Source organism: Vibrio sp., from assembly GCF_038138445.1.
GTDB lineage: Bacteria > Pseudomonadota > Gammaproteobacteria > Enterobacterales > Vibrionaceae > Vibrio.
In genome coordinates, this window is sequence record NZ_JAYQDQ010000015.1 from 1 (window position 1) to 23,626 (window position 23,626).

The 23,626-nt window shown below is 42.4% G+C and carries 19 protein-coding genes and 1 pseudogene; 7 read left to right on the forward strand and 13 right to left on the reverse strand.

The window, feature by feature from the left end; translation table 11 throughout:
* From AAFM34_RS06380 to AAFM34_RS06425, 10 genes and pseudogenes are all read right to left on the reverse strand, one after another.
* Window positions 1-264 (reverse strand): hypothetical protein (locus AAFM34_RS06380; RefSeq protein ID WP_341661063.1); only part of this gene is annotated, 264 nt, incomplete at its 3' end.
* Window position 265: 1 nt separating this feature from the next.
* Entirely contained in the window at window positions 266-1,240 is a 975-nt protein-coding gene (locus AAFM34_RS06385) for a PD-(D/E)XK motif protein (protein ID WP_341661065.1), read from the reverse strand.
* Window positions 1,227-3,896: a Z1 domain-containing protein gene (locus tag AAFM34_RS06390; protein WP_341661067.1), complete on the reverse strand. Its 2,670-nt coding sequence runs from the start codon at window positions 3,894-3,896 to the stop codon at window positions 1,227-1,229. Before AAFM34_RS06390 ends, AAFM34_RS06385 begins: the two co-directional genes overlap by 14 nt.
* Complete coding sequence (locus AAFM34_RS06395; RefSeq protein ID WP_341661069.1) at window positions 3,886-5,370, reverse strand: ATP-binding protein; 1,485 nt, start codon at window positions 5,368-5,370, stop codon at window positions 3,886-3,888. The genes AAFM34_RS06390 and AAFM34_RS06395 overlap by 11 nt, the downstream gene beginning before the upstream one ends.
* Window positions 5,371-5,794: 424 nt before the next feature.
* Window positions 5,795-7,330 carry a DNA cytosine methyltransferase gene (locus AAFM34_RS06400; protein ID WP_341661071.1) on the reverse strand — a complete coding sequence of 512 codons (1,536 nt, stop codon included), beginning with the start codon at window positions 7,328-7,330 and terminating at the stop codon, window positions 5,795-5,797.
* A 224-nt stretch (window positions 7,331-7,554) separates the two neighbouring features.
* The gene (locus AAFM34_RS06405) at window positions 7,555-8,598 is read right to left on the reverse strand and encodes a GMP reductase (RefSeq protein WP_341661073.1); all 1,044 of its coding nucleotides are present in this window, start codon (window positions 8,596-8,598) and stop codon (window positions 7,555-7,557) included.
* 252 nt (window positions 8,599-8,850) lie between these two features.
* Window positions 8,851-10,328: pseudogene (locus tag AAFM34_RS06410) on the reverse strand (NAD(P)H-hydrate dehydratase).
* A 63-nt stretch (window positions 10,329-10,391) separates the two neighbouring features.
* Window positions 10,392-10,835 (reverse strand): hypothetical protein, encoded by a 444-nt coding sequence (locus AAFM34_RS06415; RefSeq protein WP_152431798.1) that lies wholly within the window; start codon window positions 10,833-10,835, stop codon window positions 10,392-10,394.
* On the reverse strand, window positions 10,835-11,839 hold the full coding sequence (locus AAFM34_RS06420) for a response regulator (RefSeq protein WP_341661076.1): 1,005 nt from the start codon (window positions 11,837-11,839) through the stop codon (window positions 10,835-10,837). Before AAFM34_RS06420 ends, AAFM34_RS06415 begins: the two co-directional genes overlap by 1 nt.
* Before the next feature lie 172 nt (window positions 11,840-12,011).
* A complete protein-coding gene (locus tag AAFM34_RS06425) occupies window positions 12,012-13,139 on the reverse strand; it encodes a two-component system response regulator (protein ID WP_341661078.1) in 1,128 nt (375 codons plus the stop codon).
* A 318-nt stretch (window positions 13,140-13,457) separates the two neighbouring features.
* On the opposite strand from AAFM34_RS06425, the gene AAFM34_RS06430 reads away from it, so the two are divergent.
* Window positions 13,458-15,014, forward strand: coding sequence for a PAS domain-containing methyl-accepting chemotaxis protein (locus AAFM34_RS06430; RefSeq protein ID WP_341661080.1), 1,557 nt, complete (start codon window positions 13,458-13,460; stop codon window positions 15,012-15,014).
* A gap of 47 nt (window positions 15,015-15,061) precedes the next feature.
* On the opposite strand, the gene AAFM34_RS06435 is transcribed toward AAFM34_RS06430, so the two are convergent.
* Window positions 15,062-15,523: a TetR/AcrR family transcriptional regulator gene (locus tag AAFM34_RS06435; protein ID WP_341661082.1), complete on the reverse strand. Its 462-nt coding sequence runs from the start codon at window positions 15,521-15,523 to the stop codon at window positions 15,062-15,064.
* 483 nt (window positions 15,524-16,006) lie between these two features.
* On the opposite strand from AAFM34_RS06435, the gene AAFM34_RS06440 reads away from it, so the two are divergent.
* Window positions 16,007-16,306 carry a DUF406 family protein gene (locus AAFM34_RS06440; protein ID WP_341661084.1) on the forward strand — a complete coding sequence of 100 codons (300 nt, stop codon included), beginning with the start codon at window positions 16,007-16,009 and terminating at the stop codon, window positions 16,304-16,306.
* A 110-nt stretch (window positions 16,307-16,416) separates the two neighbouring features.
* Window positions 16,417-17,016, forward strand: coding sequence for a hypothetical protein (locus tag AAFM34_RS06445; protein ID WP_341661086.1), 600 nt, complete (start codon window positions 16,417-16,419; stop codon window positions 17,014-17,016).
* Window positions 17,017-17,029: 13 nt separating this feature from the next.
* On the opposite strand, the gene AAFM34_RS06450 is transcribed toward AAFM34_RS06445, so the two are convergent.
* Entirely contained in the window at window positions 17,030-18,133 is a 1,104-nt protein-coding gene (locus tag AAFM34_RS06450) for a 1-acyl-sn-glycerol-3-phosphate acyltransferase (protein ID WP_341661088.1), read from the reverse strand.
* 193 nt (window positions 18,134-18,326) lie between these two features.
* Here AAFM34_RS06450 and AAFM34_RS06455 point away from each other — a divergent pair, with 193 nt between their 5' ends.
* The 3 genes from AAFM34_RS06455 to AAFM34_RS06465 all read left to right on the forward strand — a co-directional run bounded on the left by AAFM34_RS06455 (window position 18,327) and on the right by AAFM34_RS06465 (window position 21,746).
* Entirely contained in the window at window positions 18,327-18,938 is a 612-nt protein-coding gene (locus AAFM34_RS06455) for an AraC family transcriptional regulator (protein ID WP_341661090.1), read from the forward strand.
* 214 nt (window positions 18,939-19,152) lie between these two features.
* On the forward strand, window positions 19,153-21,021 hold the full coding sequence (locus tag AAFM34_RS06460; RefSeq protein ID WP_341661092.1) for a methyl-accepting chemotaxis protein: 1,869 nt from the start codon (window positions 19,153-19,155) through the stop codon (window positions 21,019-21,021).
* An 80-nt stretch (window positions 21,022-21,101) separates the two neighbouring features.
* On the forward strand, window positions 21,102-21,746 hold the full coding sequence (locus AAFM34_RS06465; protein WP_371833252.1) for a DsbA family oxidoreductase: 645 nt from the start codon (window positions 21,102-21,104) through the stop codon (window positions 21,744-21,746).
* A gap of 13 nt (window positions 21,747-21,759) precedes the next feature.
* On the opposite strand, the gene AAFM34_RS06470 is transcribed toward AAFM34_RS06465, so the two are convergent.
* Window positions 21,760-22,653: a DUF808 domain-containing protein gene (locus AAFM34_RS06470; protein ID WP_341661171.1), complete on the reverse strand. Its 894-nt coding sequence runs from the start codon at window positions 22,651-22,653 to the stop codon at window positions 21,760-21,762.
* A 180-nt stretch (window positions 22,654-22,833) separates the two neighbouring features.
* On the opposite strand from AAFM34_RS06470, the gene AAFM34_RS06475 reads away from it, so the two are divergent.
* On the forward strand, window positions 22,834-23,626 hold a 793-nt coding region (locus tag AAFM34_RS06475), incomplete at its 3' end, for a M14 family metallocarboxypeptidase (protein WP_341661094.1).

The window sequence follows — 23,626 nt, forward strand, 5'->3', positions numbered from 1 at the left end:
TTGAACAGCAAAATGTCGCTTAATGAAGTGTCCAGTCTGGCTGGAGCAGATCACCCCCTCATCATTAAACCAGTAGCCATCAACCCTCATTCCTCTTTGTGCACGATAGTGACAAAGCTCAAACCCCTCCAAAAACCCGGTATCCATCAACTCACCAGCGACGGTTTCTACAAACTGTGACAATTGAAAGCTACTACTGGCTTCCGCCCCAGCTAACAAGTCCTGTTTGAAATCATGAAAAAACTCCTGGATGGTTTGTTCCATTTTACTTCCCCCATACATCCTTATCTGCGCATAAAAAATCCCGAACGCTTTCCAACTTAATTTCATAACCAACTCTTATTAGACCTGTATTTAATTCAGATCTGACAATCTTTGGAAAATCACTTTCGACACGATATGTCTGCTCTTCGGCGACAATAAATTTAGGCTCATCGTAAGCAAGCATTTGCACATAGCCAGCTTTAGCCAGCTTTGTATCAAACATCTCTATAGCTTCAGCCTCTGTTAACATTCCTTCAACTGCGTTTACTAACTCGTTCAAGGAAATTGATGCTTTTGATTCAGGCATATCAACCAATCGAAAAACCTTAAGAAAAAGGCTGCTGCTTAAGCTTTCAAGCTGATCTTCAGAAGACATTTTAACTGCATTTCTCTCGCGGCCTGATAATGACTTAACTTCTACGGCTGTATCGGAAAATATAAAATCCTGATGAGATGTTTCAGGCCCCTGCCATGATTCTAATGCGTCCAGCTCATTATTCATTTCACCTAGCATTTGCTGCAGGAACTTAAGTTCACTGAACAAACCCCTTACTTCTTCTGCACTAAGCACCTGGCCTTTCTTCCCTGCCATAAATGCTTTCCAGCGTTTTATCTGGGAAAGAGCTACAGACAAACCAACCAATGGGTCTGAGACTTCAGAAAGTTCATGAATCAATGTTTCGCATAAGCTATAAAAGAGATCTTGATCGACACGCTTCTCAAGAACCAAAATCAGACCCTGATTTCCCGTTGTGCTTAGCAATCTGTAATCAATCTTTATCCCATGAATAGGCACCATGTTTTTTTGAAAGATCTCTGCTCCATCTTCACTCATTTCATAAATAAAGACACAGTGACCGCTAGAGTCCTTTCCCCAGTACAATGGAAGATGTTTGCTGATTTTTATCTGTCTTACACTGAGATCTTCAGCGGGCGTCTTAATATCATTCCATGGATTTGTTTTACTCATCATCATCCTCATCTTCTGGTGCATCAAATATTCCACCATGCAACTGATTAACCCACACAGTATTCGCTACAACACTGACACCTTCTGAGTAATCCCCTAGAGGAAAACTGATTCCGAATGCAGGGACATCTTCCTTGGAACCTTCCCCTTCACCTAAACTCAATGCGTGCACCATTAAAAGTGGCTTTTTCCTGATAGTTCGATAATGGAAATCTGACGGCTTCTTACCACTTTCAGCGGCCAAATCTTGTGCCACTTGTTTCTGAGAATCGCTAAGACCTAACTTTTCGTCTCCCCTGCTGGCCACACGGTCTTTCGTCAAACGCCAATACCCGCCTTCTTTAACCTCAGCGCTTTTTCTTAACTGTGGGCCAAGAACTCCTTCAGCACTGTCCTCACCTTTTTTCATGGAAATGAGAAGTACATCAGCTGATGAAAACAAGGCAGAAATCGATTTTATATATGTTACTACTGCTGACCTTCTCTCCAGAAAACTCTCATGAACACGGAATGAATTTAGGAACTCAGCAATCTGGTCTAGATCGACGTTTCTTACGATCCAACCTTTATCTGTATCTTCAATGCAAGAACTACCCTTGCCAAATCCAGTCTTCCAATAGCTCTTTACTAAGTCTCGATTATCGCTTGAGACATCATCGTCATTTGAAAGAATGTAGCTCTCTACAAGTCGACCACTAAAGTTATGTTTAAAAGTACGCTTTTCCCCCGTCCTCATCTTATTGGTTGCCGTTACGAGAAGGCGATCTGGGTGATCCAAGACATACAAACCAAACTTTATCGGACTAAGCCCATCTCTTCGCATTTGTTTTATCTGTTCTCTTAAGTCATCCGAAGACTCAGCAATATGCGAATACCAATCTATTGAATCCCTAGACAGATGAACCCTGCACAAATCATCATAACCAGAACGATAACCGAACCAACGCCCCATCTGCATAAGGGTGTCGTACATTCGAGTGTTTCTGTACATGTAACTAATACAAAGCCCCTCAATTGTAAGACCACGAGAAAGACTTAAACCACCTACAGCAATAGCTGTTAAACCATGACCATCTCTTTCATATTTTTTGTAATCAAGTGGCTCATCGGACTTACTGTTAACAACAAAAGTTCTTATGGACTCAGCAGCGTCATACAATTCACGCTTTAGCTCTTCCCAAGAAACATCAGCATCCCAGAAATCAGCTTCAAGAACCTGTTTCAATTGCTCCATATTTTCATTTTTCTGAGAGACTGAATCGGGCATCAAATAGTTTGCCTTGATAGCTTCTCTCAGTTTTTTGAGATATACGCTGATGTGTGTGCGGACTAATGTTTGAACATCCACAAACCTCGAAACGTTTACAAGCATTGAGCAATGCTTTTCATCTTGCCCCCTTATCTTTCTGATCGCTTTCACTACAACAAATTGCCGTATAGCCCTGTAAAGCGATGGCGGCAGATCTAGAACGTCAAAATCTTTTTTATGAACGAAAGGAATATAGTTCTCTGAGTCATCAATTGTTTCTAAAATTCGCTCAGAACTATCATCATCCAAGAAAACCCTATCAGGGCCAAAATATGTTGTCGGAGCATCGAGACAATAAATAAAGTCCCGAGGAAAGAGTTCTTCTCGAAGTTGTTCATCACCATATGCATCAGGATTAATGAAAATATTAGCGAACGGTGTTGCCGTGTATCCAACATAACAAGACTTATCAAACAAACTCAAAATCTCTCTAATTCTTCGGTTTGTCTGTGTCGGATCATTGTCTTCTTTTTTGGTGTTGATCGATGCGTTATCAGCTTCATCATCAATCATAAGCATGGGGACATCCTTAATTTTTCCATGCCCTTTAGAGTTGAGCTCGTCCAACCAGCGGTGAAGAGACTTTAATGTTGAAACATTTTTTTTGATAACCAATATCACAGGCTTACTAAAATCGTTAATACTCCAGCCACTGTGATCAGCTGTTTTCTTATTAAAGTCTGCATATATATTTGTCAGGGTTGCAGGGTGAGGATAATCGTCATGACCAACTCCAACAATTTTCCACTTATCTTCAACGCGCGTCCTCCCAACAAAACCTTCATCAACTCGCTCCTGCGTCTGTTTACGGAGGTTATTATGAACACCAGCGATCACAATAATGAACTTGTATCCAGCATCTGCCGCTTTTGCCACCAACCCCATGTAATTCGCGGTTTTACCCGATTGCACGTGACCAATAACCAATCCTCGTCTATCCCACACACCGGGTGATGTCGGATCTTGAAGATGACCAAGTATTTTCGTGCCTACATCACTCAAAGACTGAACTACAGTAGGAGACCATTTCTCTTTCTTAAGATGTTTTTCATATGCGTCAGAATAAAACCATTCAATATCTTTACGCTTATACACCCACTCTTCGTCATGAGTGGCTTCGGGGTCGACAAGTGAAACACCCAATCCCATTCTGGAATCTATTTCATAGTAAGCTTCCTTTGCACAACTTCTCGCATCACCTTCATCAAGGCCTAACACCTTTGCCAGCTCTATTGCCAAGGCATTAACTTCTTCGCGTGTTGGAACATACTCTAACCAACGCGTTTTTGCAGCGGTGATCAAGGAGACAGTAAAATTCTTTTTTGCCTCTAACTTCTCTTTCTCATTCCCCATTTTTTATCCCTTCAAAATATTGTTCTATCAGCTCCTTGTGAGCATCAAACATGCGTACAGAGTCAACAACACTCCGAAACATATCGATATTCACCTCACCAGAACCAAATAAAGAATTTCTAAGCTCTTCAAGCTTTTGCGAAACATTGTTTTTCTCTATTGAGAATTGATCAACGCTTCTCGGCGCTGAAGAATAATCCGAGTAGATCATCTCTACTGGAATTGCTGCTGAAACGGCTTCCAGGTATGAACGTAAAATTGAAGACTGCTGGCCTGACAATCCCTCTTTTAAGCTTTGCAAAAGAGGATGAGATAAATTCAACTCAAACCGAATTCGATCTTTATCACCATAACGTTCCCAAATTGGCTCAGGTGAGTCCTGGAAAAGCTTCTGCCCTCTACCTCGATGAATTCTGGTACTTGTGCCAGTGACCTTAGATATTATTTGCCTAAGTCTTTCTCTAACTTCATGCGGTGGTCTTGCTCTCGATTTTTTAATATCAATTGTCCAGCTTTCATCTAGAGCATTTGGAAAATCAATCTGAACCCTGGCAAGCTTCGTAGCCTCACCCTTGGGAACTAATCTGAACCAGTCTCCCCAAGCCATAAGTCTGCCATTCCGGTAGATATATGCTCCTTGATTTGAGATGAAGCTGCTACGATCTTCATAGAAATCATATTCCTTCGCTGTGAGCTTGCTATGATGCGGTAGGATGTATGGCTGTATAACAACTTCCATACCATCAACGCGGACTATTTCCTCTGGTAGAACCTGTGTGGCTTTAATTTTTCGACAGAAAGGATCGAATGCATCTACGGGTTTACCATTTATACGAATTCTAAATTTAGGCTGATGTTTAACCTCACCAGATAGAAACCTATGAAAAACCAAAGACAAATGACGATCAACGAGATCCAGTTTTTCAAAAACAATTTCATCTCGCTTGCTACCATACTGGTCTTCAAACAACCGATCTAACTTAGTCCAGACAACCGCAGTTCCAGTTTCATCTAGCTGATCTAAATACGGTATTTTTGTGATATCCTCATCATCCAAAATTGAGAGGCACCATTCATCTCTCTTACTTACATGATCGAGATCCCATTCAGCCCCACAAACTATAGAATTTATAGAGCTAATGACCGTCAAATTCCTACATTGTGAAAATGAAGCTGTTTTCAAGCCCAAACCAAATCGGCCTAGATCATTTGGCTCTCTAGCCTGCTTGGGGTTAGCTGACCCATGTTTCATTGCGAGTAGAAGTTCGTCCTCTGTCATTCCACTTCCGTTATCTATGATAACCAGTGTCGGCTTTTCGCAAGTCAAATCACAGTAAACGTCGACTTCAGTCGCTCCAGCCGTAATGCTGTTATCTATAATATCCGCAACAGCTGTCGCCAAAGAATATCCAAGGTCTCTCATAGACTCAGACAATGACGAGGCACTTGGAGAAAGATTCACTTCTCTTGCCATAGAAATACCATGTAGAAAATTAAGCTAAACTTTAGCCCTTTGCGGGTAACCAAAAGATCGTGGAAGTTATTTGTGACTATGATAATCATATTCCTTTAAATGTCACTCAGATGCATATGAAAAAATGATTTAGATCCGGACGAAATTGAATATCATTAATCAAATGAATAAAGTTCAGTATTTTGAACCAGTCAATAGATTGCTAGGAAATGATTAAAAGGGAGAATTAAAAAAGATTTTAGAAAATAGTAGAGCTCCACCACCATACTTATAGGGAGCATAATGTTGATCAAGGACCGATAAAACATTCAATCTAGGAAGTCAATCTTTGCTGGAAATGCTCAGGCGAGATACCATATGGCAAGCATCAAATCGAGGAGGAGTAGCTACTATGAGATCTGGAAATATTTGAGTTTGCACATCACTACATACTTCCTTTGAGTATAAGCAATACAACCTTACCAATTTGCTGTGCCAAATATGGCGGCACAGCATTACCTACCTGCACATACTGTTGTGTTCTGTTTCCTTCAAACAAATAGTTGTCCGGAAATGTTTGTAAACGAGCAGCTTCACGCACGGTTAAGCTTCTACATTGTTTTGGATCGTAGTGGATAAAGTAATGCCCATCTTTTGAAATGTGGCTAGTTACAGTCGTTGAGCACTTGTTTGCTGCTTGAGTTCTAAAACGGTCAGCGTGAGCCCCCGATTTCCAGTTGTCATGTGCAGGAGCCAAAGCATCTGGAAAATCTCTCGCTTTTGGAGAAACACCACCACTCAATTGAGTATATGCAGCGCTGTATGCATAACGCAGTAAGTCACTTTCCATATGCCCGCGAGTTTGATGATTTAGAATACAAGGGGGCTGTTCTTCCCTATACCACTCTCGCAAATAGTCTGGCATTTGGCACGGAAATCCAACAGGTTGTGATGCTGTCCGAACAAGGCGTTTAAGTGGAGCAATGTCTAAGTCTTTGACTTGTTCAAGTTGCTCCGTTAATAACTTTTTAACTTGAGCCGCATTCTTAGAAACTACTTTTCTCCAGTCAGTCGTATTATCTTTACGCTTAGAGAAACCACTTCTTAGTTTCGGCAAGTCAGCCAATACATCTTCTACTGTAACTTGGCTTTCAAATGGTGTGAGTACCCCTGGTGTTTTTTCAATATCAGAACGTACACCCAACAAAATAACTCGATGGCGAGCTTGGGGAACACCATAGTTCTCTGACTTAATAAGGAAATCAGTTGAATCAACATAACTAGGGTTCTCTGGTTCTTCTGCTTCAACAACTAAAGAAAAAATCTTGTATCTCGGCGTCGGGGTTTTCGTAACACGCCCCGGAGCTCTTAGATCTTTTAGAATGCGAGGAAACATGATTTCCCCATCAATTTTCGCAGATAGAATACCTCGCACGTTTTCCATTACGAATACATCCGGTTTAGCGATAGAGAGTACTTTTAGGTATTCTTTATACAAGAAGTTACGATGATCTTTTTCAGCTTTGTAATCTTTAATTCCTGCGTTACGGGAACGGCCAGCAAGTGAATACGCTTGACATGGTGGACCGCCAATAACGACTCGCGGCTTATCGCCATAGTCTTTCACTAGCTCGGAGATACGTTTGTGAATATCTTCATTGTCCTCTCCCAATGCATGAGGAGTATAAAGAGTTTCTTGTTGAGCCTCTTTGGCTTCTTGAGGAAAACTCTTAAACAACTCTTCCCTACTTAATCGGCCTAGCAAATAATCGTTATATTTCTTTATTCCGAGTTTGTTTTTTTTAATTTTTCTATAAAAAGCTCTTGTGGTCAGAGTCTTATGAGCTGATGGTTCTTTCTCTACAGATATACCTATTTTAAACGGAGAATTACCATTGTCGTCAGTAACTGAAGAGATGCCCTCACCGAGCCCCCCCGGCCCGGCGAAAAGGTCAATTACCAGAACCTCATTTTTTTTCATTATTCTTTAGTACTTTAAATTTTAATTGCAAGGTAATCATACTAGGACGGATCGTCCTAGCAATCACTTTATACCAATTCAAAGCAAATAATTCACGAGTGGTCAAGTAATATACTTGTAACGAAAAAACTTTGAACAACTGATATCGGTTTTTGCTTTCATGACAAAAAAAGCCGCAAGCGCGGCTTTAACAGTGTTTACCATCCATACAGCTAGCTAAGAAGTTACTCTTTCCCGAACACGTTATTTTCTTGCTCTTGTACGCGGATAAAAGTTGTGCGCTTGGTAAGCTCTTTAAGCTTTGCTGCGCCTACGTAGGTGCAGGTTGAGCGCACGCCGCCAAGGATGTCTGAAATAGTGCCGTGAACACTGCCGCGAAATGGCAAGAGTACGGTTTTTCCTTCGGCTGCGCGGTACTGGGCGACACCGCCTGAATGTTTCTTCATGGCCGACTCTGACGACATGCCGTAGAATTTCATCATGGTTTGGCCGTCTTTTTCAACCAGTTCGCCGCCTGACTCTTCATGGCCAGCTAACATGCCGCCAAGCATCACAAAGTCGGCGCCGCCGCCGAAGGCTTTTGCTACATCGCCCGCGCATGAGCAGCCACCATCACCAATGATCATGCCGCCAAGGCCATGGGCCGCATCGCCACATTCAATAATGGCTGAAAGCTGAGGGTAACCAACACCTGTTTTTACTCGTGTGGTACATACAGAGCCAGGACCAATGCCGACTTTTACGATATCTGCGCCAGCTAAAATCAACTCTTCACACATGTCGCCCGTGACCACATTACCAGCCGAAATCACTTTATCTGGAAAAGCGACTCTAACTTTTTCAATGTATTCAACAAGATGCTCCGAGTAGCCATTGGCAATATCGATACAGATAAAGATAAGCTCATCGCTTAGTGCCATAATGTCTTTGGTCTTTTGAAAGTCAGCTTCCGAGGTGCCAGTTGAAACCATGACATTTTTCAGTGTTTGGCTATCGGCACTTTTAACAAACTCGGCCCAATCATCAACCGTGTAATGCTTGTGCACCGCGGTCATTACACCATGCTCGGCAAGGGCTTTGGCCATTGCAAAGCTACCGACAGAGTCCATATTGGCTGCAATTACAGGGGTGCCTGACCATTGACGGCCGCTGTGCTTGAAGGTAAACTCGCGGGTTAATTCAACTTGAGAACGGCTTTTGAGCGTTGATCGCTTTGGGCGAAAGAGTACGTCTTTAAAACCTAACTTAAGTTCTTGTTCGATACGCATTGTGCATTTCCTTGATTCGATAGTGTAAGTGTCACTGACAAACTGCGGTGTAAAAGCGTTGGCAGACGCGATTACTGTTTTTCGGACACAAAAAAACCGGAGCGTTGGCAGACGCTCCGGTTTTCAGCATTATAGGCTGTGATTTATTTACCGCAAGACTGATATTTGCAATTTTTTTGTGGTACCATTTCGAATGTCTGCAAACCAAATTTCACCTCAAGACTGCTTTGTAATCACACCTGTCTACCCCTTTTAATCATTAGCCAAAAACCGTATATGTGGCAACAAATCACTGGCGCATAGTCCTCGTTGTCCATTTTTTTCGGCATCTTTGTCTGCTGCAAGGCTATGAATCATCACCCCTTTTACTGCCGCACTCAGAGTATTTTCGCCTTGAGCCAACAGACCTATGATTACGCCAGTGAGTGTATCCCCCATTCCTGCGCTAGCCATTCCAGGGTTGCCCGCATTGCAAACATACATAGTTTTACCATCAAACATTAACGTGCCAGCCCCTTTTAGCACAATTACGCCGCCGTATTGAGCATGCAGTTTTTCTATCGCTCGGTATCGATCGCTTTCAATATCATTAATTGAACAATCAAGCAATCTAGCGGCTTCGCCAGGATGAGGTGTAAGAATTCTTTGGTTATCTTTGCTAGGATGAGAAGCCAATAAGTTTAATGCATCGGCATCAAATACTTTATTGATGTTTAATGAGCAGACGCTCTCAAACATCTTTTTTTAGCGCTGTCAGTGCCAAGCCCAGGCCCTATCGCGATGCAGTTACACCACTGATTAAGCCTATGTTCTAGCTGATTTTTATCTTCCCACGACGCCGCCATCACTTCAGGACAAGCAATGATTGAGGCAAGCGTATTATCTGGGTGAGTAAGAAGTGCGGTTAACCCTGCCCCAACTCGGATGCAGGCTTGACTGCTTAGCAGGGCAGCGCCGCCCATTCCTTGGTTTCCACCAATAATGAGTGCTTTCCCATGATGACCTTTATGGGCAGATTTACGTCGTTTTTCTAAAGGCGAAAAATCACAAACAGAATTAAGAAGGTGCGCTATTGGTGTGTTTTGCTGATCAAACACATCTTCGACACCCAAGCCACAAAAATGGACTTCGCCTACATAATCACGCGCTTGGCCAGTGAATAGACCACATTTGAGGCCAATAAACGACACCGTATGCGAAGCATTAATACTTACCCCCAAGCTTCGGCCAGTATCACTGGATAGCCCCGAAGGCACATCAACAGACACAATGTCTACGCCGCTATTGTTTAACTTTTCAATCAGTTTGGCCAAATTGGGTCTTACTTCGCCTTTGAGACCAGTTCCGAGCAAAGCATCAATAATACAGTCAAAGGCTAATTCTTGGTTAAGTTCCTGCGTTTGCGTCTCACCACCTGCGGCGAGAAAATCATGATAAGCGGTTAGCGCGTCACCAGAGAGTTTATCTTTATCAACGCTTTGCGAGACACAGACCTGCATTCCGGCCTCAAGGGCTAACTTGGCAATCACATAGCCATCGCCGCCATTGTTGCCACCACCACACACCACCAGCACTCGTTTGCAATCAGGATATTGGTGACACATGACATCAAACACTGCCTTTCCCGCCCTAAGCATCAGCTCATACATGGCAATGGACTTAGCTTTTGCCGCCTTTACTTCTCCTGATTTAACTTGTTCGGCGCGATAAAGCGGAATACTTGATGGCATGTGTTCTCCTAAACGTAATAAGGGCCAGACTAATCTGACCCTTATTTAATCATATCTGCGATATCATTTACTTTGACTAAGTACACTTAACGCCTCTGAAGTCGCATCTTGGATGGATAAGAACAAGGACTTAATTTCGCCCGTCGGGGTTCTCATTGGGTTCAACGTGATATTTTGGTACATGTATTTCGCTTGTTGGGTAACAGGTCGAACATTTCGGCACTTAAATAGATATTGACGTTGATGCCAAGTGATAAAGCTGCGACAACCAAGATCATAGACAGGCTTGGCTTTCATTTTAAACCACTCTTCTGGAATCTCAGGAAAGATCTCAAAAATAGATTTATCAATCGCATCATGACCATGCATACCGCTGTGGTGAGTCATAAACCCATTCCAAACTTGAACTTTGTATTCTCTATTAATAACTATCAAACCCAAGTCGACGTTTTGTACCATATCGACCATCCAGTGAAACTGCTCAAATTCGGCGGGAAGGTTGACCATCAGAAGTCCTCCATTAAGTAGGATAACTTGTCGTCGAGTAATGGAAGCGATTCATCAACGAACATAAACAATAAATCACAGCGTATTGTGGTGCCATCAATATTGTAGCTCACCTCAAAAGTCATGGTCTTTTGAAACGTGCCTTCTGTATTTTGAATAATCGAGTCTATTGAGATATGTTGACCTAACAGCTCTGGTGAACTTTGAAAAAAGCGCACTTCCGCTTGCTTGCCCAAGCCATTAAGAAACGAACCTACCAAGATATTCGACACATCCATCAGCAGTTCTAGCTCTTCAAGCTCTTCACTTTCAGCAGGCACCTTCATCAATTTCTTAAGGTCGCACACACTCGAGTCACTCAAAAGCACCAATGCTTCTCCGGCTAAGCCTTCACCGCTGAACCCCTGACAGACGCCAGACACTTGATCGTTATCGGCCAAATCTCTTAGCGCCATTTGCAGCTCACTGACTTCCAAAATATTCACGTTTGGCAGTGGCAGGTGCACAAATACGTCAAAGTGCCGAGCGAGTGCATCCGCCGCGACACCAATCGCAACGTTTGCTACTTCTCGGTATATATCACGACGTTTAAGGACAGGCAGATCAAGAGGCGCAGGGGCAACCATTTGCGGCTGAGATGGAGGCTCAACAAGCTCTTTGAGCACCCCATTTAGTATGTCTTTGTCTATCGGCTTCTGGATAAAAGCTTTGGCGCCAGAAGCCATCACGCGTTCTTTTGCCTTGGGCTGAATATCACCCGATACCACCACAACTTTAATGTCAATACCACGAGCCTGAATCTCATCTAAAGTACCAAAGCCATCAAGTTCAGGCATGGTTAAATCAAGAAACATGATTTTGAAGTCGTTCTGTTCTAACTGCTCTAGCGCATCAAGGCCATGAACAGCAAAAGTGATTTCTGCATTTAAAGCGGGGGGCAGTGATCGCGCCATTTGCTTGCGGGCGAGCGCAGAATCATCACAGATAAGAACAGGTAAAGACATGTATGCACCTACAATCAATAGAGTTATCTATAATTTCAGTGTAACAGATGCTCAAATTATCGATGGGTCTAAAAGCAAAAAATACCAAAGCTCAGAGCAGATAATTTAGCATTGCCAAACTCCAAAGAATCGACTAATAAACGTTTACATCACAAGAAAAGCTATCTAGCTATTATTCATCACCAGCTCCAGAGTTGAATACATCTTCGTCAAAGTTTTCATCTCTGTACTTAGCAGCTATCTCTCTAAAAACGTGTTCTATATTAAGAAAAGCCTCGACCACTACTGGTTCAAAATGCGTTCCCTCTCCCTCCGCGATAATTTCAAGTGCCTTGTCGTGGGGGAAAGCAGGCTTATACACACGCTCACAAATAAGGGCATCATACACATCAGCTAACGCCATTAAACGAGCGCTTAAAGGAATGTCCGTACCCTTTAACCCCTCTGGATACCCACTGCCATCCCATTTTTCTTGATGGCTGTAGGCAATTTCTTTGGCTAAGGTTAGGAATTCACACTTAAAATCAATCGAGTCTTCAACCGACATAAGTACCGCACGACCAAGAATTGTGTGGCGTTTCATCACTTCGAACTCTTCTGATGTCAGTCGGCCCGGTTTTAACAGCACCTCATCAGGTATCCCCACTTTACCGATATCATGCAAAGGAGCCGACCGATAGAGCAAATTGATCGACTCTGGGGTTAGCTCATCAACATAGTGGCCCATATTTACCAACTCTTCAGCAAGTACCTTTACGTAGTTTTGAGTGCGACGGATATGGTTTCCTGTTTCGTTATCACGCGTCTCTGCCAGCGAGGCCATGGCACCAATCGTCGCGTTCTGCAACATTTCTAACTCGTAAGTACGCTCTTGCACTCTCTCTTCTAGACGCTCATTTTGCTCTTCGAGAGCATTAACGGCATGTTTTAATTTCAGGTGTGTATTGATGCGAGCAAGCAATATCGGTGGACTGACAGGCTTATGAATATAATCGACTCCCCCAACCTCGAAGCCTCTTTGCTCGTTTTCAATTTCAGACTTAGCAGTCAAAAATATTACTGGGATATCACAGGTTACAGGGTCGTTTTTAAGCTGTTCACACACCTCATAACCATCAATCTCTGGCATCATCACGTCCAATAACACGATATCAGGCTGCTTTTTCGTACAAATATTTAACGCCTGTTTGCCCCCAGTAGAGACAAACACACGAAAATGGGGCTTCAACAACCCGCTGAGCAATACTCTATTTTCAGCATTATCATCAACAATCAAAACGCTAGCCAGATGCTCTTCCACGTCCACTCCTGACAATATGTATCATTAAAACCCTAAACATCAAACACTTAAAGACACCTGCTAATACCATTCTTCAGTTATAAAGCGACTTCAAGGTTTTCGAGTCTTGTAATTATCGGAGTACAACTAACACACGTCAAGAAGATGCATAATCTAACAATAACCACAAAAATTATACAATTAAATTGGTTAAGTATAAATAAATACAGATTAGCACAGATGCTAGGTTGGCAATTTTCTCAAACATCAAGTTTTATGCATATACTAATGACAACTATGATACTTCTTGTGCGATCAAGATTAAACAGGGTAAAAACTATGCGTGTAAATGAGCCAGTGACTCAGAAAGAAGTCACTTATCCGCCTGAGTTCAACTTACTTTCTATTACTAAAACCAGTAGCCACATTACGTATGCCAGCAAAGAGTTTTGTGACGTTGCTGGTTATACGCTAGACGAACTCGTGGATCAGCCGCATAATATCGTTCGTCACCCTGATATGCCACCTGAAGCATTCAACGATATGTGGAACTTTCTCAAGGCTGGCAAATCTTGGATGGGGATAGTGAAAAATCGCTGTAAGAATGGTGACCATTATTGGGTCGATGCCTTTGCTTCCCCGATAAAAGTAAATGGTAAAATCGCAGAATACCAGTCGGTTCGCTTATGTCCCAGTCGTCAGCATGTTGCTAATGCGGAAAAAATCTATGCTCAGTTAAAAGCAGGTAAAACGCCCAGTAAGCTAAAAATGCCCAGAACTCGGTTGTGGCAGCGTCTCGGAGTAACATTACTCGGCTCTGGCATCATATCGACCGCAGTCGCGAGCTTTTCAGCCATTGGTGCCGTGTGGTTGTTTTTTGTGTTAGCGACATTATCGGGTTATATGCTAACCCGGCGTTTGGAAGCACTTTCCAGTCAAGCTCGGGAAGTATTTGATAACCCTCTAATGGAACTGGTTTATAACGGTCATATTGATGACATATCAGAAGTTGCGTTAGCGCTTAAGATGAGACAATCTGAGCTCAATGCGGTTGTGGGTCGTATCCAAGACTCCAACCATCAAATTGCTGGAGCAGCACAATCGTCCGCTCAAAACTGTGAGACAACCGCTGATAACCTTTCAGGGCAAACCTCTGAAACAGAGCAGGTAGCCGCTGCAATAAATCAAATGCACTCTACCGCTCATGAGATTGCTCAAAATGCCCAAAACGCTTCGGATGCTACAGAAAAAGCTAACTCAGCGGTCGTCGAAGGCAAAGACTCCGTCGAGCAAACCGTTTCTTCTATGAATGAGCTTTCTCGTCAGTTGGGGGTAGCCTCTGATGTTGTCCAACAACTTTCAGAACATGGGCGCACTATAGGTGAAGTGCTTGTCGTCATACAAGGTGTGGCTGAGCAGACCAACCTTCTCGCTCTCAATGCCGCGATTGAGGCTGCCCGTGCTGGCGATCAAGGACGGGGTTTTGCAGTCGTTGCAGACGAAGTGCGTAAACTTGCGCAGCGAAGCCATGAATCAACTGAAGAAATACAAAATATTATCAATTTAATACAGACCAGCACAGATAAAGCAGTGCAGGCAATGGATGAAGGCAACAAGCTGTCGGATGTGTGTGTCGATTGTGCAAGTACGTCAGGTGAGAAACTGGACGCTCTATTTGATCAGGTCACGGACATATCAGATCGAAACAATCAAATCGCCACGGCAATAGAGGAAATGGCTCGCGTCACCGAAGATATGAACTCTAGTGTTCAATCCATAAGCGAAGTATGCTCAGCCACTAATATACTGGCCAGTGATACTAAGGAAGAATGTGAAACCTTAGTTGACAACTTAAACTCGCAAGGTCAACTTGTTAACCAATTTAGAAAGCTATAAAGAATAAATGCCTTCCATATTTGGAAGGCAAACTCTATTTGAATTAGCTATTGCGACATCCGAACCAAAGACTTACCGATAAGCCACTCTACTTCTTTAGCACTGTCCTCGCCGAACTGAGATTCAGCGGTTTGGTATAAGCGATCAATACCCGTTTTGGCAAAGTCGTGAGCATTTTGTGACGTAACAATATGGTGAAACAACAAACGTAGTATCGCTAGGAACTCTGAGCGTTCCAATGCTGTGTTCCAACTGTCTGAAAAATCTTGCAGGTTCCCATCCAAATTTAGATGCTCTACGAATAACTTAAAAATTCGACCATCAAGAGCTTCGGTGAAGTCGGTTTTTTTAGGAAAATGGTGGCTGATCCCTGTTCTCGACACGCCCGTTTGCTGGCTTAGAGTTGTGTATGACATTTTGTCATACCCCAAACGCAACAGTTGGTCCACGACAGCATCCATTATTTTCTGAATCGTGATTTCGGTCTCTTCTTTACTACGTTTTGGCATGCTCAGGTTCTTCTCTTTGTAAATCCATCTAACTTAAACAAATTAACTATGGTATCTATTAATAAGATTGCATAATTCTTGACAAAGCTTCCGATAAGACCAGCAAGAAATACTAAAGAGAGTCCAAAATACAGCCAAGTAATCCAGCACCTAGTATAATGCTATGAACGACTGCGCTTATCCTTATGAAATCAGTTTAAAGTATGCAAATGATAGTATTCATTGTTAATTCATATAATTAATTCCCGATAATCATATAAATTGCGACGTCTGACAACTCGATGAACTCTATCATAAGCTGGTAAGCACATGATATTTATCCACAATATGACTAATGTCACATTATTTGACATGTCTATCAATTCTTAAGCTCTAGTCAAAAGCTGAATCTGAGCAAAAACTTTATTAGGCAGAGATGTTTTTATGGATCACTATCAAATAGAAGGATAAAATAACCACACATTTTGTAAGAGGATTGTTGTAATGAGCACAAAACAAGAAAATGCTGAAGTCTGTGAAGCGTGTGGCTGCGCCGGGGAAATGGGCTTCATTATTAAAGAAGGCGATGATCTCGCAGAAGTCGTCATTCGTGCTGATAACAAAAATGCACTAGAAGCTGAATTGGAAAAATACGTCGACTTCGCTTTTCAAGTATCCAAAGACGTTCAATATCATGTCACCACTATCACAGAAGATTCTACCCAACTCACAGCCAAGTTCAAATTTGGTGTGAGTGCTGAAAAATTAATTTTTGAACTTAAGACCCGCTCTCTTACCCGATAAAAATGAAAGCGGGCTAAATGTCCGCTTTTCATCAAATCAAATACGCTGAATGTTGACCCACCAATGGCCCTTCGTTAATACTTGAGACAAAGCACTCTTGGGGTCAAAATATGCAGCGATGGCTCACCATTTTCATAGTAGGCTTGTTTTCTAACACCACGTTAAGTGAGCCTATTAACCATTATCAAATCTTAAATCATATTGATAATTATGGAAATTTAGATCTGCGCAACAAGCCTTATTTGGAACTGCCAGCAGGCTTGGTGGTTGAGGGTAACCTCAACATTGCTAAAACAAGCATCAAGGAAATTCCAGCAAATGTTGATATACAAGGCAGCTTAGACGCTTCAAATAGCGCTCTTAAAAAGATTGCTAAAGGTGTAAATATTAAAGGCTATGCAAATTTACTTGCGTCACAAATTACTCGTTGGCCCGGTGGAGTCAAAGTTGGCGGCTACATAAATCTAACAGATACGCCACTAACAAAGCTCCCCCCTCGATTAAAAGTAAAAGGGGATCTCAGTGTCATTAGGACCCCCTTAAATGCATTACCAGAAGGGATCGTTGTTGAAGGCAATTTATACATCGGTGGTTCGAAAATCACAGAATTTCCCGACAAGATGACTGTGAAAGGGAATATTTTCCTTGGTGGCAACAGAATATCTAAATGGCCTAAAAATTTAGACTTAGGCGGCGCTGTTGCCCCTTAAACAAAAGCACTCATTAAGCGCTTTTGTTTTTTAGTGGATTGGCGTAACTAGCTAACAAATGCTCTTTTGCTCCCTCTGGCAGCTGACTTAGTTTACTTGAAAGTTTATCTTTAACATTTTTATCAACTTCGTCTTTGCCTGCCGCTAATTCATTAATTGGGAATAGCTTGTAGTTTTCATGGATTTGTCGATCAATTTCTTCAGCCAAAGCTTCTGGTGAATCAAACTCACCAGTAATGACATCACCAAATGCGACATGTACTCGCCCTTTTTCACCAACAATTCCCTGAACAATACTTTCAATGTCCTCAAACTCACTTTTTTCATAGCTACCCTGAGTCTCAAGTTGATATAGCTCTAACGCTTTGGACACATCACAAGGGTCATTTTCATAGGAAATAGAGACAGGAACAATTCGAAGAGATTGTATGTATTGAGAAAATTCAATTTTTTGCTTGCGACCTTCAACGTGAAACATTTTTAAGATCGCTGGATCAGTAAAATCATTTCCGTCTTTTGCCCGCCCTTCTTTTTGTGCAATCCAAATGGAGTTTCCTGAATCTAAAGAATGCTTGATGTAACTAGATAAAGTACCTAGTGCTTTCATCATTTCCCTAGGCCCTTTAGCCGAGCGTTTAACAATAAAACTTTTGTTAAGTCTCATTAGTTCGGTCGCACACGGCTTTTTAAGGAGGTTATCACCAATCGCAATTCTAACCGTTTTGTGTTCAGTTTGGTTTAATCCATAGTTAACCAGAGCGGGATCCATCGCAATATCCCTATGATTAGAAATGAAAAGGTATGACTCCTGCTGATCTAATTTATCTAGGCCCGAGTAAGTTACACCATCAGTGGTAGTGTTCAATATTTGTTCAAGATATTTTTTTACTTCTAATTGAATACTGTCCACAGAATTAAGTTTGGACCATTTCATTTTGAGATAGACTTTCACCAAAGGAGACATTAATGCCTTAAACCAAGAAGCATGGTTGGCAAACTTATGCTGGAGGATTGCACTAATGAATTCTTCATCGGCTATCAGGCGATTAATCGCCGCTGGAATTTCATCATCATTATACGGACGAATTTCGTGGTAAGGGTCTTTATTAACTGTCATATTTTACTTATTTGTTAGAGAACAGCTCTATTCTACGCTGAGATCATAGGATTAGCAGCTATACATCGTCGATAACATTCAGGTCAGACCAGCATTTCTTTGCTGAATAGATAAAAACCCAAGGCTTTATTGGTTTTTATCACTAGAAACGTTACTCTAGTCACTCTTGAAACATAAAAACTAGTATCACCTCATGCATTACGCTATTTCACATCACAATGGTGACTTTCCCTACTTGGTCGTGCAACCGAGGAAAAGAAGCCTTAAGCATATCTTACTTAAAGTGACTCAAGGCTTGGCTTTGCTAAAACTTGGCAAAACGGAATATGCGATTGAGGCTGGACAAACAGTTTGGGTACCATTTGATGCATTAGTTGGTCTTACTTTCTTTCCTAATACTCTAGTGCAAAGAGTAGAGGTTTCTTCCAGGGTAACAAAGTCATTACCTAAGCATGGTGGCTATATTGAACTAAACCCTTTAACCTCTGCGATCTTGGATAGACTCGCCGAAGAGCCACAATGTCATCAAACTCTGCAAAAGCTTTTATCTGTGCTGCTCGATGAGCTTGTCAGCATAGATCCTGAGTTATCAGAAAATTCTCTAACGATGAAGCTTCAGCAATGGTCACCAGTGAAAGGCGACAGTAAACTTTTGGCAGAGCAGCACATCACTCTAAAATTGCGAGAAGCGACCAAACGGATTCAATCTGGAGTAAAAAAATCGCAAGTGATTAATGACTTATTTGAAGGAAACGAGCAAGTCTACACGCAGTTAGAACAAACCATTCTAGGGAAAACGAAATAAGAAGGTAACTAAGCTAGGTAGATTTGAAATCATTTTATTTTTCAATAGCTAACAAATGGCTCATCTATTAATGATTAAACAACAACCTATCACTTAGAACACCGTATTAAAAAATAAATCAGAAAAAAACACGAGTTAACCACTGATAATAAGCATTTACTCACTATGGAACTATACTAGAAAACATGAGCTTTGATGACATGGGAAGTCGACAATGAAATTTAGCCATAAAATTGTGGCCGCATCATCTCTTTTATTTTTAGCCACAGTGTCCTTGCTGACGCTTCAGCAGTACTACACAGTTCAAAAAGAAGTAAAATCTCTCGTCACCTCCAGTGTCGCAGAGATCGTAGACGGTGTGCGAGATACCACAGAGGCAGAGATCAACAGCCGTAAGATCATTGCCAATTATGCCACTAGTATGCTGGAAGCCAATCTCACTCCAAGTGCAATGGAAATGGTTATCACTCGGCCAATAGTCAAAGAAACCTTTTTATTAGCAGGGTTAGGGTTTGAGAAAGACGGCTCTAATATTAACAATGACCCAGGGTGGAATCCGGGCCCTACTTGGGACCCCCGTGCTAGACCTTGGTATATCGATGCTAAGAAATCAGGTGAGCTTATCATTACAGCGCCATATGCCGATTCAGCAACTGGCGAAATTTTGTTTTCTATTGCGACACCAGTCATGGATGGGAGCGAATTCATAGGCGCGATATTTTACGATGTAAGTTTGGCAGGCCTCGCCGAGCTGGTTAACAAAGTACAACTTTTCAATGCGGGATACGTATTCATTGTGTCAGGAGATGGTACAACCATTGCTCACCCGAATACCGAAATGAACGGTAAACCAATGAAAGACTTTCTTGGCGATGGCTCGATTCAAGAAGATCCTCGACAAATATCCATCGAAGGCAAAGATTATACACTCGACTTTTCAAAAGTCCCTGGTGAAGATTGGTATATCGGTGTCATCCTTGATGAAGAAATTGCTTATCAATCACTTGCTGATTTGCGCAACAGTTCCATTATCTACACAGTTATAGCCTTAGTTATCAGCATGGCGATTCTGCTGGTATTAATGACAGCCTTGATGCGACCTCTAGGCGCACTAAACAATGCAATCCAAGACGTAGCTTCTGGTGAAGGAGACTTAACGCAGCGCCTAGATACGGCAACAGATCAAGAGTTTTCCCAGTTAGCTGAAGGATTTAACTCATTCACCGGTACGCTTCAGCAACTGTTGTCCCAATCAAAGTCAATTGGTGAAGAAATTCTGCGTGGCTCAGAGATGACCTCTGTAGGGCTTCAAGAATCAGCAAGTGCAATGCAAGATCAGTTGCATGAGCTTGAACAACTTGCAACAGCTATGCACCAGATGGCGGTCACATCGGGAAATGTCGCTGACAATGCACAAAGCGCTGCATCTGCTGCCAAAGATGCGGATGATGCCACTCAAGTAGGTACTCGAGTAGTCGGTGATACATCAGCTTCAATCAGTGAACTTTCTCAGCGAATTGACGAAGCTGTAGAGGAAGTGAAAACACTCGAATCTGCCACCGATAATATCGAAACCATTCTGAAGGTAATCAATGACATCGCTGACCAGACCAACTTACTTGCACTCAATGCGGCGATCGAGGCTGCAAGGGCTGGTGAATCCGGTCGAGGTTTTGCTGTAGTTGCTGATGAAGTCCGTACCCTAGCGCAAAGGACTCAAGAATCCACCACAGAAATTCGTAGCATGATCGAGCAATTACAATCCGGCGCAACCTCTGTTGCCAATGCAATGAATATGAGCAAAGAGACAGCAAGCAGCGCAGTGGTACGTGCAGAAGAAGCCAACAACGCACTGAATACTATTCGGGATGCCATACAGAGCATCAGTGATATGAATATCCAAATTGCATCCGCCGCAGAGGAGCAAAGCCTAGTCGCGGAAGAAATCAACTCCAATACAGTCAAAATTAAAGACTTGTCTGAGCAAGTTTCTGAAGCCGCTGGCAATGCTAATATCGCCATGCAAGCTCAAACTGAAAATATCAGAGAGCAAGACGCCATACTCAACAAGTTCAAGCTTTAACGCAAGATTAAGCCCTCTAATTCGAGGGCTTAAGAAATCCTGATTACAACAGCTACAGCATCTAGGGAGCGCCCGCACCTATGATAAAAACTGTTCGCATCGATCTTATATCAGATATCGTTTGCCCTTGGTGCATCATTGGTTATAAAAATCTCGAACATGCCTTGTCGATGCTATCTGATGGTCTCGAAGCTGACATCTATTGGCACCCTTTTGAACTCAACCCTATGATGAAACCTCAAGGCGAAAACCTTAGAGAACATATAGCAGAAAAGTATGGCACTTCGCTCGAAGCAAGCATAGCTGCGAGACAAACTATCACCGAACTCGGTAGAGATTTAGGCTTTGAATTCAACTTTTCTGACGATATGAGGATTTACAACACACGCAAAGCTCATCAGTTATTGCTTTGGGCTCAGTCAGAAAATCTACAGTTAGACTTAGAAATGGCTTTATTTCATGCGTATTTCACACACGGACAAAACATCAGTAACGCCACCGTGCTACTTAATATTGCTGAGTCACTCGGGCTTGAACGCAATGTCTGCAAGCTGATTCTGGAAGATGAGAGCTGGGCTGAGGCGGTTTCATCAACCGAATTCCAGTGGCTTGAAGTAGGGATCAATGCCGTTCCCGCTATGATAATTGATAAAAAGCACCTGATCTCTGGTGCTCAACCCAGTGAGATCTTAGTCGAAGCCCTGATAGATATAGCAGGGCTTTGATAATCATTTTCTATTATCTATGGCGCAATTTGTCTATACCAGACCAAATCAGCAACACTAAAGCTCCAGCCACTACGCCTATCAATCCATTCATTATCGATGGAACAATAGCATTGGCTAGTGGCACATCCGGCAAGTTCATAATGATCGGTTCCACCCAGTGGTGAATTAGAGGAACATTGTGTACAACTATCCCCCCACCTACCAAAAACATGGCAGCAGTTCCTACTATAGCGAGAAACTTCATTAATTTAGGAGCAAAGGTAATAAGGCTTTTACCAATCCATGCTCGAATCCCCTTCCCTTGAGAAACACGATTCAAATAAAAGCCAAGATCATCCAGTTTAACAATGCCTGCCACTAGGCCATACACGCCTATTGTCATCAGTACAGCAATAAAGCTAACGACCATAATCTGCGTCAACATAGAGTGCCCCTGAACTGTCCCTAGGGCGATAACTATGATTTCAGCCGACAAAATAAAATCAGTTCGCACTGCCCCTGCTATCTTTCGTTTCTCATACTCTTCAATCGATCCTGATGGGACTTCATCTTCTTCTGCTTGCTCTGCATGAATTAGACTTTCCGCTATTTTCTCCGCCCCTTCAAAACAAAGAAATAGGCCACCTATCAAGAGTAGAGGCATGATTAACCAAGGTGCAATTGAACTAATAATGAGCGCAGCTGGCACTAATATCAGCTTATTACGAAAGGACCCTTTGGCAACACTGAGCACTATGGGTATCTCTCGTTCAGCTGCAACACCAGATACCTGCTGTGCATTTAGCGCCAAGTCATCACCAAGCACTCCGGCAGTCTTCTTCGCTGCCACTTTTGACATTAACGCAACGTCATCTAATACAGTAGCAATATCATCCAATAGGGTTAACAAGCTCGCACCGGCCATAGAGTTCTCTTTAAACATACAGATATGCTGTAAATGTACCACCTAGATTATGATACTCAAACTCAATTAGTGGCATAAATAGTTTTATCTCAATGTTATCGCCTGAAGTTATATGAATTGCTTCACCGAAAAAGGCATTTTATGCTGTACTGCCAACGCACAAGGAATTTGGAAATAATCATGCAAACAAAGGAATTTTATCCGATAGGAATCACTGGCCAAAAGTGGCAAGCAGCCGAACGTCAACAATGGCGAAACAATACTTCTATCAAACGTGACTATCACCAAGAAGTGGTAAGCAAAGTCCTCGCACTAAAACACAGGTTTAATGTTGAGCAATATGGCGCGCTATCTTATGATCCGGAGCGCTATCCTTTGTTTTGTATCAAGAGCAATAACTGGGATGTAAGTAAACCAGTAGTCTTAATTACCGGCGGTGTGCATGGTTATGAAACCAGCGGTGTTCAAGGAGCTCTCCTATTCGTCGACAACGAAATGGAAAATTACAGTAAGCATTTTAATGTTATCGTTGCTCCCTGTGTAAGTCCATGGGGCTATGAGACGATTAATCGATGGAATCCACTCGCCATCGACTCCAACCGTTCTTTCTACAAGGATAGCCCTGCTGAAGAATCAGCAAACCTTATCAAACTGGTGGACTCAATTGACGGTGCTGTTATGGTTCATTTCGATTTGCATGAAACGACAGATACCGATGAAAGCGAGTTTAGACCTGCACTAGCCGCACGTGATGGAATGAGCTTTTTGCCCGGTTCTGTTCCAGATGGCTTTTATACCGTAGGAGACAGTGAGAACCCACAGCCTCACTTCCAAGCGGCGGTAATCAAAGCGGTCAGCCAAGTAACACACATAGCTCCAGCGGACCAAAACGGAGAGATTATTGGCTCAGCTGTAGTTCAAAAGGGTGTGATAAACTATCCGATGGTAAAACTTGGATTGTGCGGTGGTATTA

Excerpts from the sequence above, each read along its gene's own strand:
- AAFM34_RS06385 (WP_341661065.1), bottom strand. The coding sequence starts at position 1,240 with ATGATGATGAGTAAAACAAATCCATGGAATGATATTAAGACGCCCGCT.
- AAFM34_RS06390 (WP_341661067.1), bottom strand. The coding sequence starts at position 3,896 with ATGGGGAATGAGAAAGAGAAGTTAGAGGCAAAAAAGAATTTTACTGTC.
- AAFM34_RS06395 (WP_341661069.1), bottom strand. The coding sequence starts at position 5,370 with ATGGCAAGAGAAGTGAATCTTTCTCCAAGTGCCTCGTCATTGTCTGAG.
- AAFM34_RS06400 (WP_341661071.1), bottom strand. The coding sequence starts at position 7,330 with ATGAAAAAAAATGAGGTTCTGGTAATTGACCTTTTCGCCGGGCCGGGG.
- AAFM34_RS06405 (WP_341661073.1), bottom strand. The coding sequence starts at position 8,598 with ATGCGTATCGAACAAGAACTTAAGTTAGGTTTTAAAGACGTACTCTTT.
- AAFM34_RS06415 (WP_152431798.1), bottom strand. The coding sequence starts at position 10,835 with ATGGTCAACCTTCCCGCCGAATTTGAGCAGTTTCACTGGATGGTCGAT.
- AAFM34_RS06420 (WP_341661076.1), bottom strand. The coding sequence starts at position 11,839 with ATGTCTTTACCTGTTCTTATCTGTGATGATTCTGCGCTCGCCCGCAAG.
- AAFM34_RS06430 (WP_341661080.1), top strand. The coding sequence starts at position 13,458 with ATGCGTGTAAATGAGCCAGTGACTCAGAAAGAAGTCACTTATCCGCCT.
- AAFM34_RS06435 (WP_341661082.1), bottom strand. The coding sequence starts at position 15,523 with ATGCCAAAACGTAGTAAAGAAGAGACCGAAATCACGATTCAGAAAATA.
- AAFM34_RS06440 (WP_341661084.1), top strand. The coding sequence starts at position 16,007 with ATGAGCACAAAACAAGAAAATGCTGAAGTCTGTGAAGCGTGTGGCTGC.
- AAFM34_RS06445 (WP_341661086.1), top strand. The coding sequence starts at position 16,417 with ATGCAGCGATGGCTCACCATTTTCATAGTAGGCTTGTTTTCTAACACC.
- AAFM34_RS06450 (WP_341661088.1), bottom strand. The coding sequence starts at position 18,133 with ATGACAGTTAATAAAGACCCTTACCACGAAATTCGTCCGTATAATGAT.
- AAFM34_RS06455 (WP_341661090.1), top strand. The coding sequence starts at position 18,327 with ATGCATTACGCTATTTCACATCACAATGGTGACTTTCCCTACTTGGTC.
- AAFM34_RS06460 (WP_341661092.1), top strand. The coding sequence starts at position 19,153 with ATGAAATTTAGCCATAAAATTGTGGCCGCATCATCTCTTTTATTTTTA.
- AAFM34_RS06465 (WP_371833252.1), top strand. The coding sequence starts at position 21,102 with ATGATAAAAACTGTTCGCATCGATCTTATATCAGATATCGTTTGCCCT.
- AAFM34_RS06470 (WP_341661171.1), bottom strand. The coding sequence starts at position 22,653 with ATGGCCGGTGCGAGCTTGTTAACCCTATTGGATGATATTGCTACTGTA.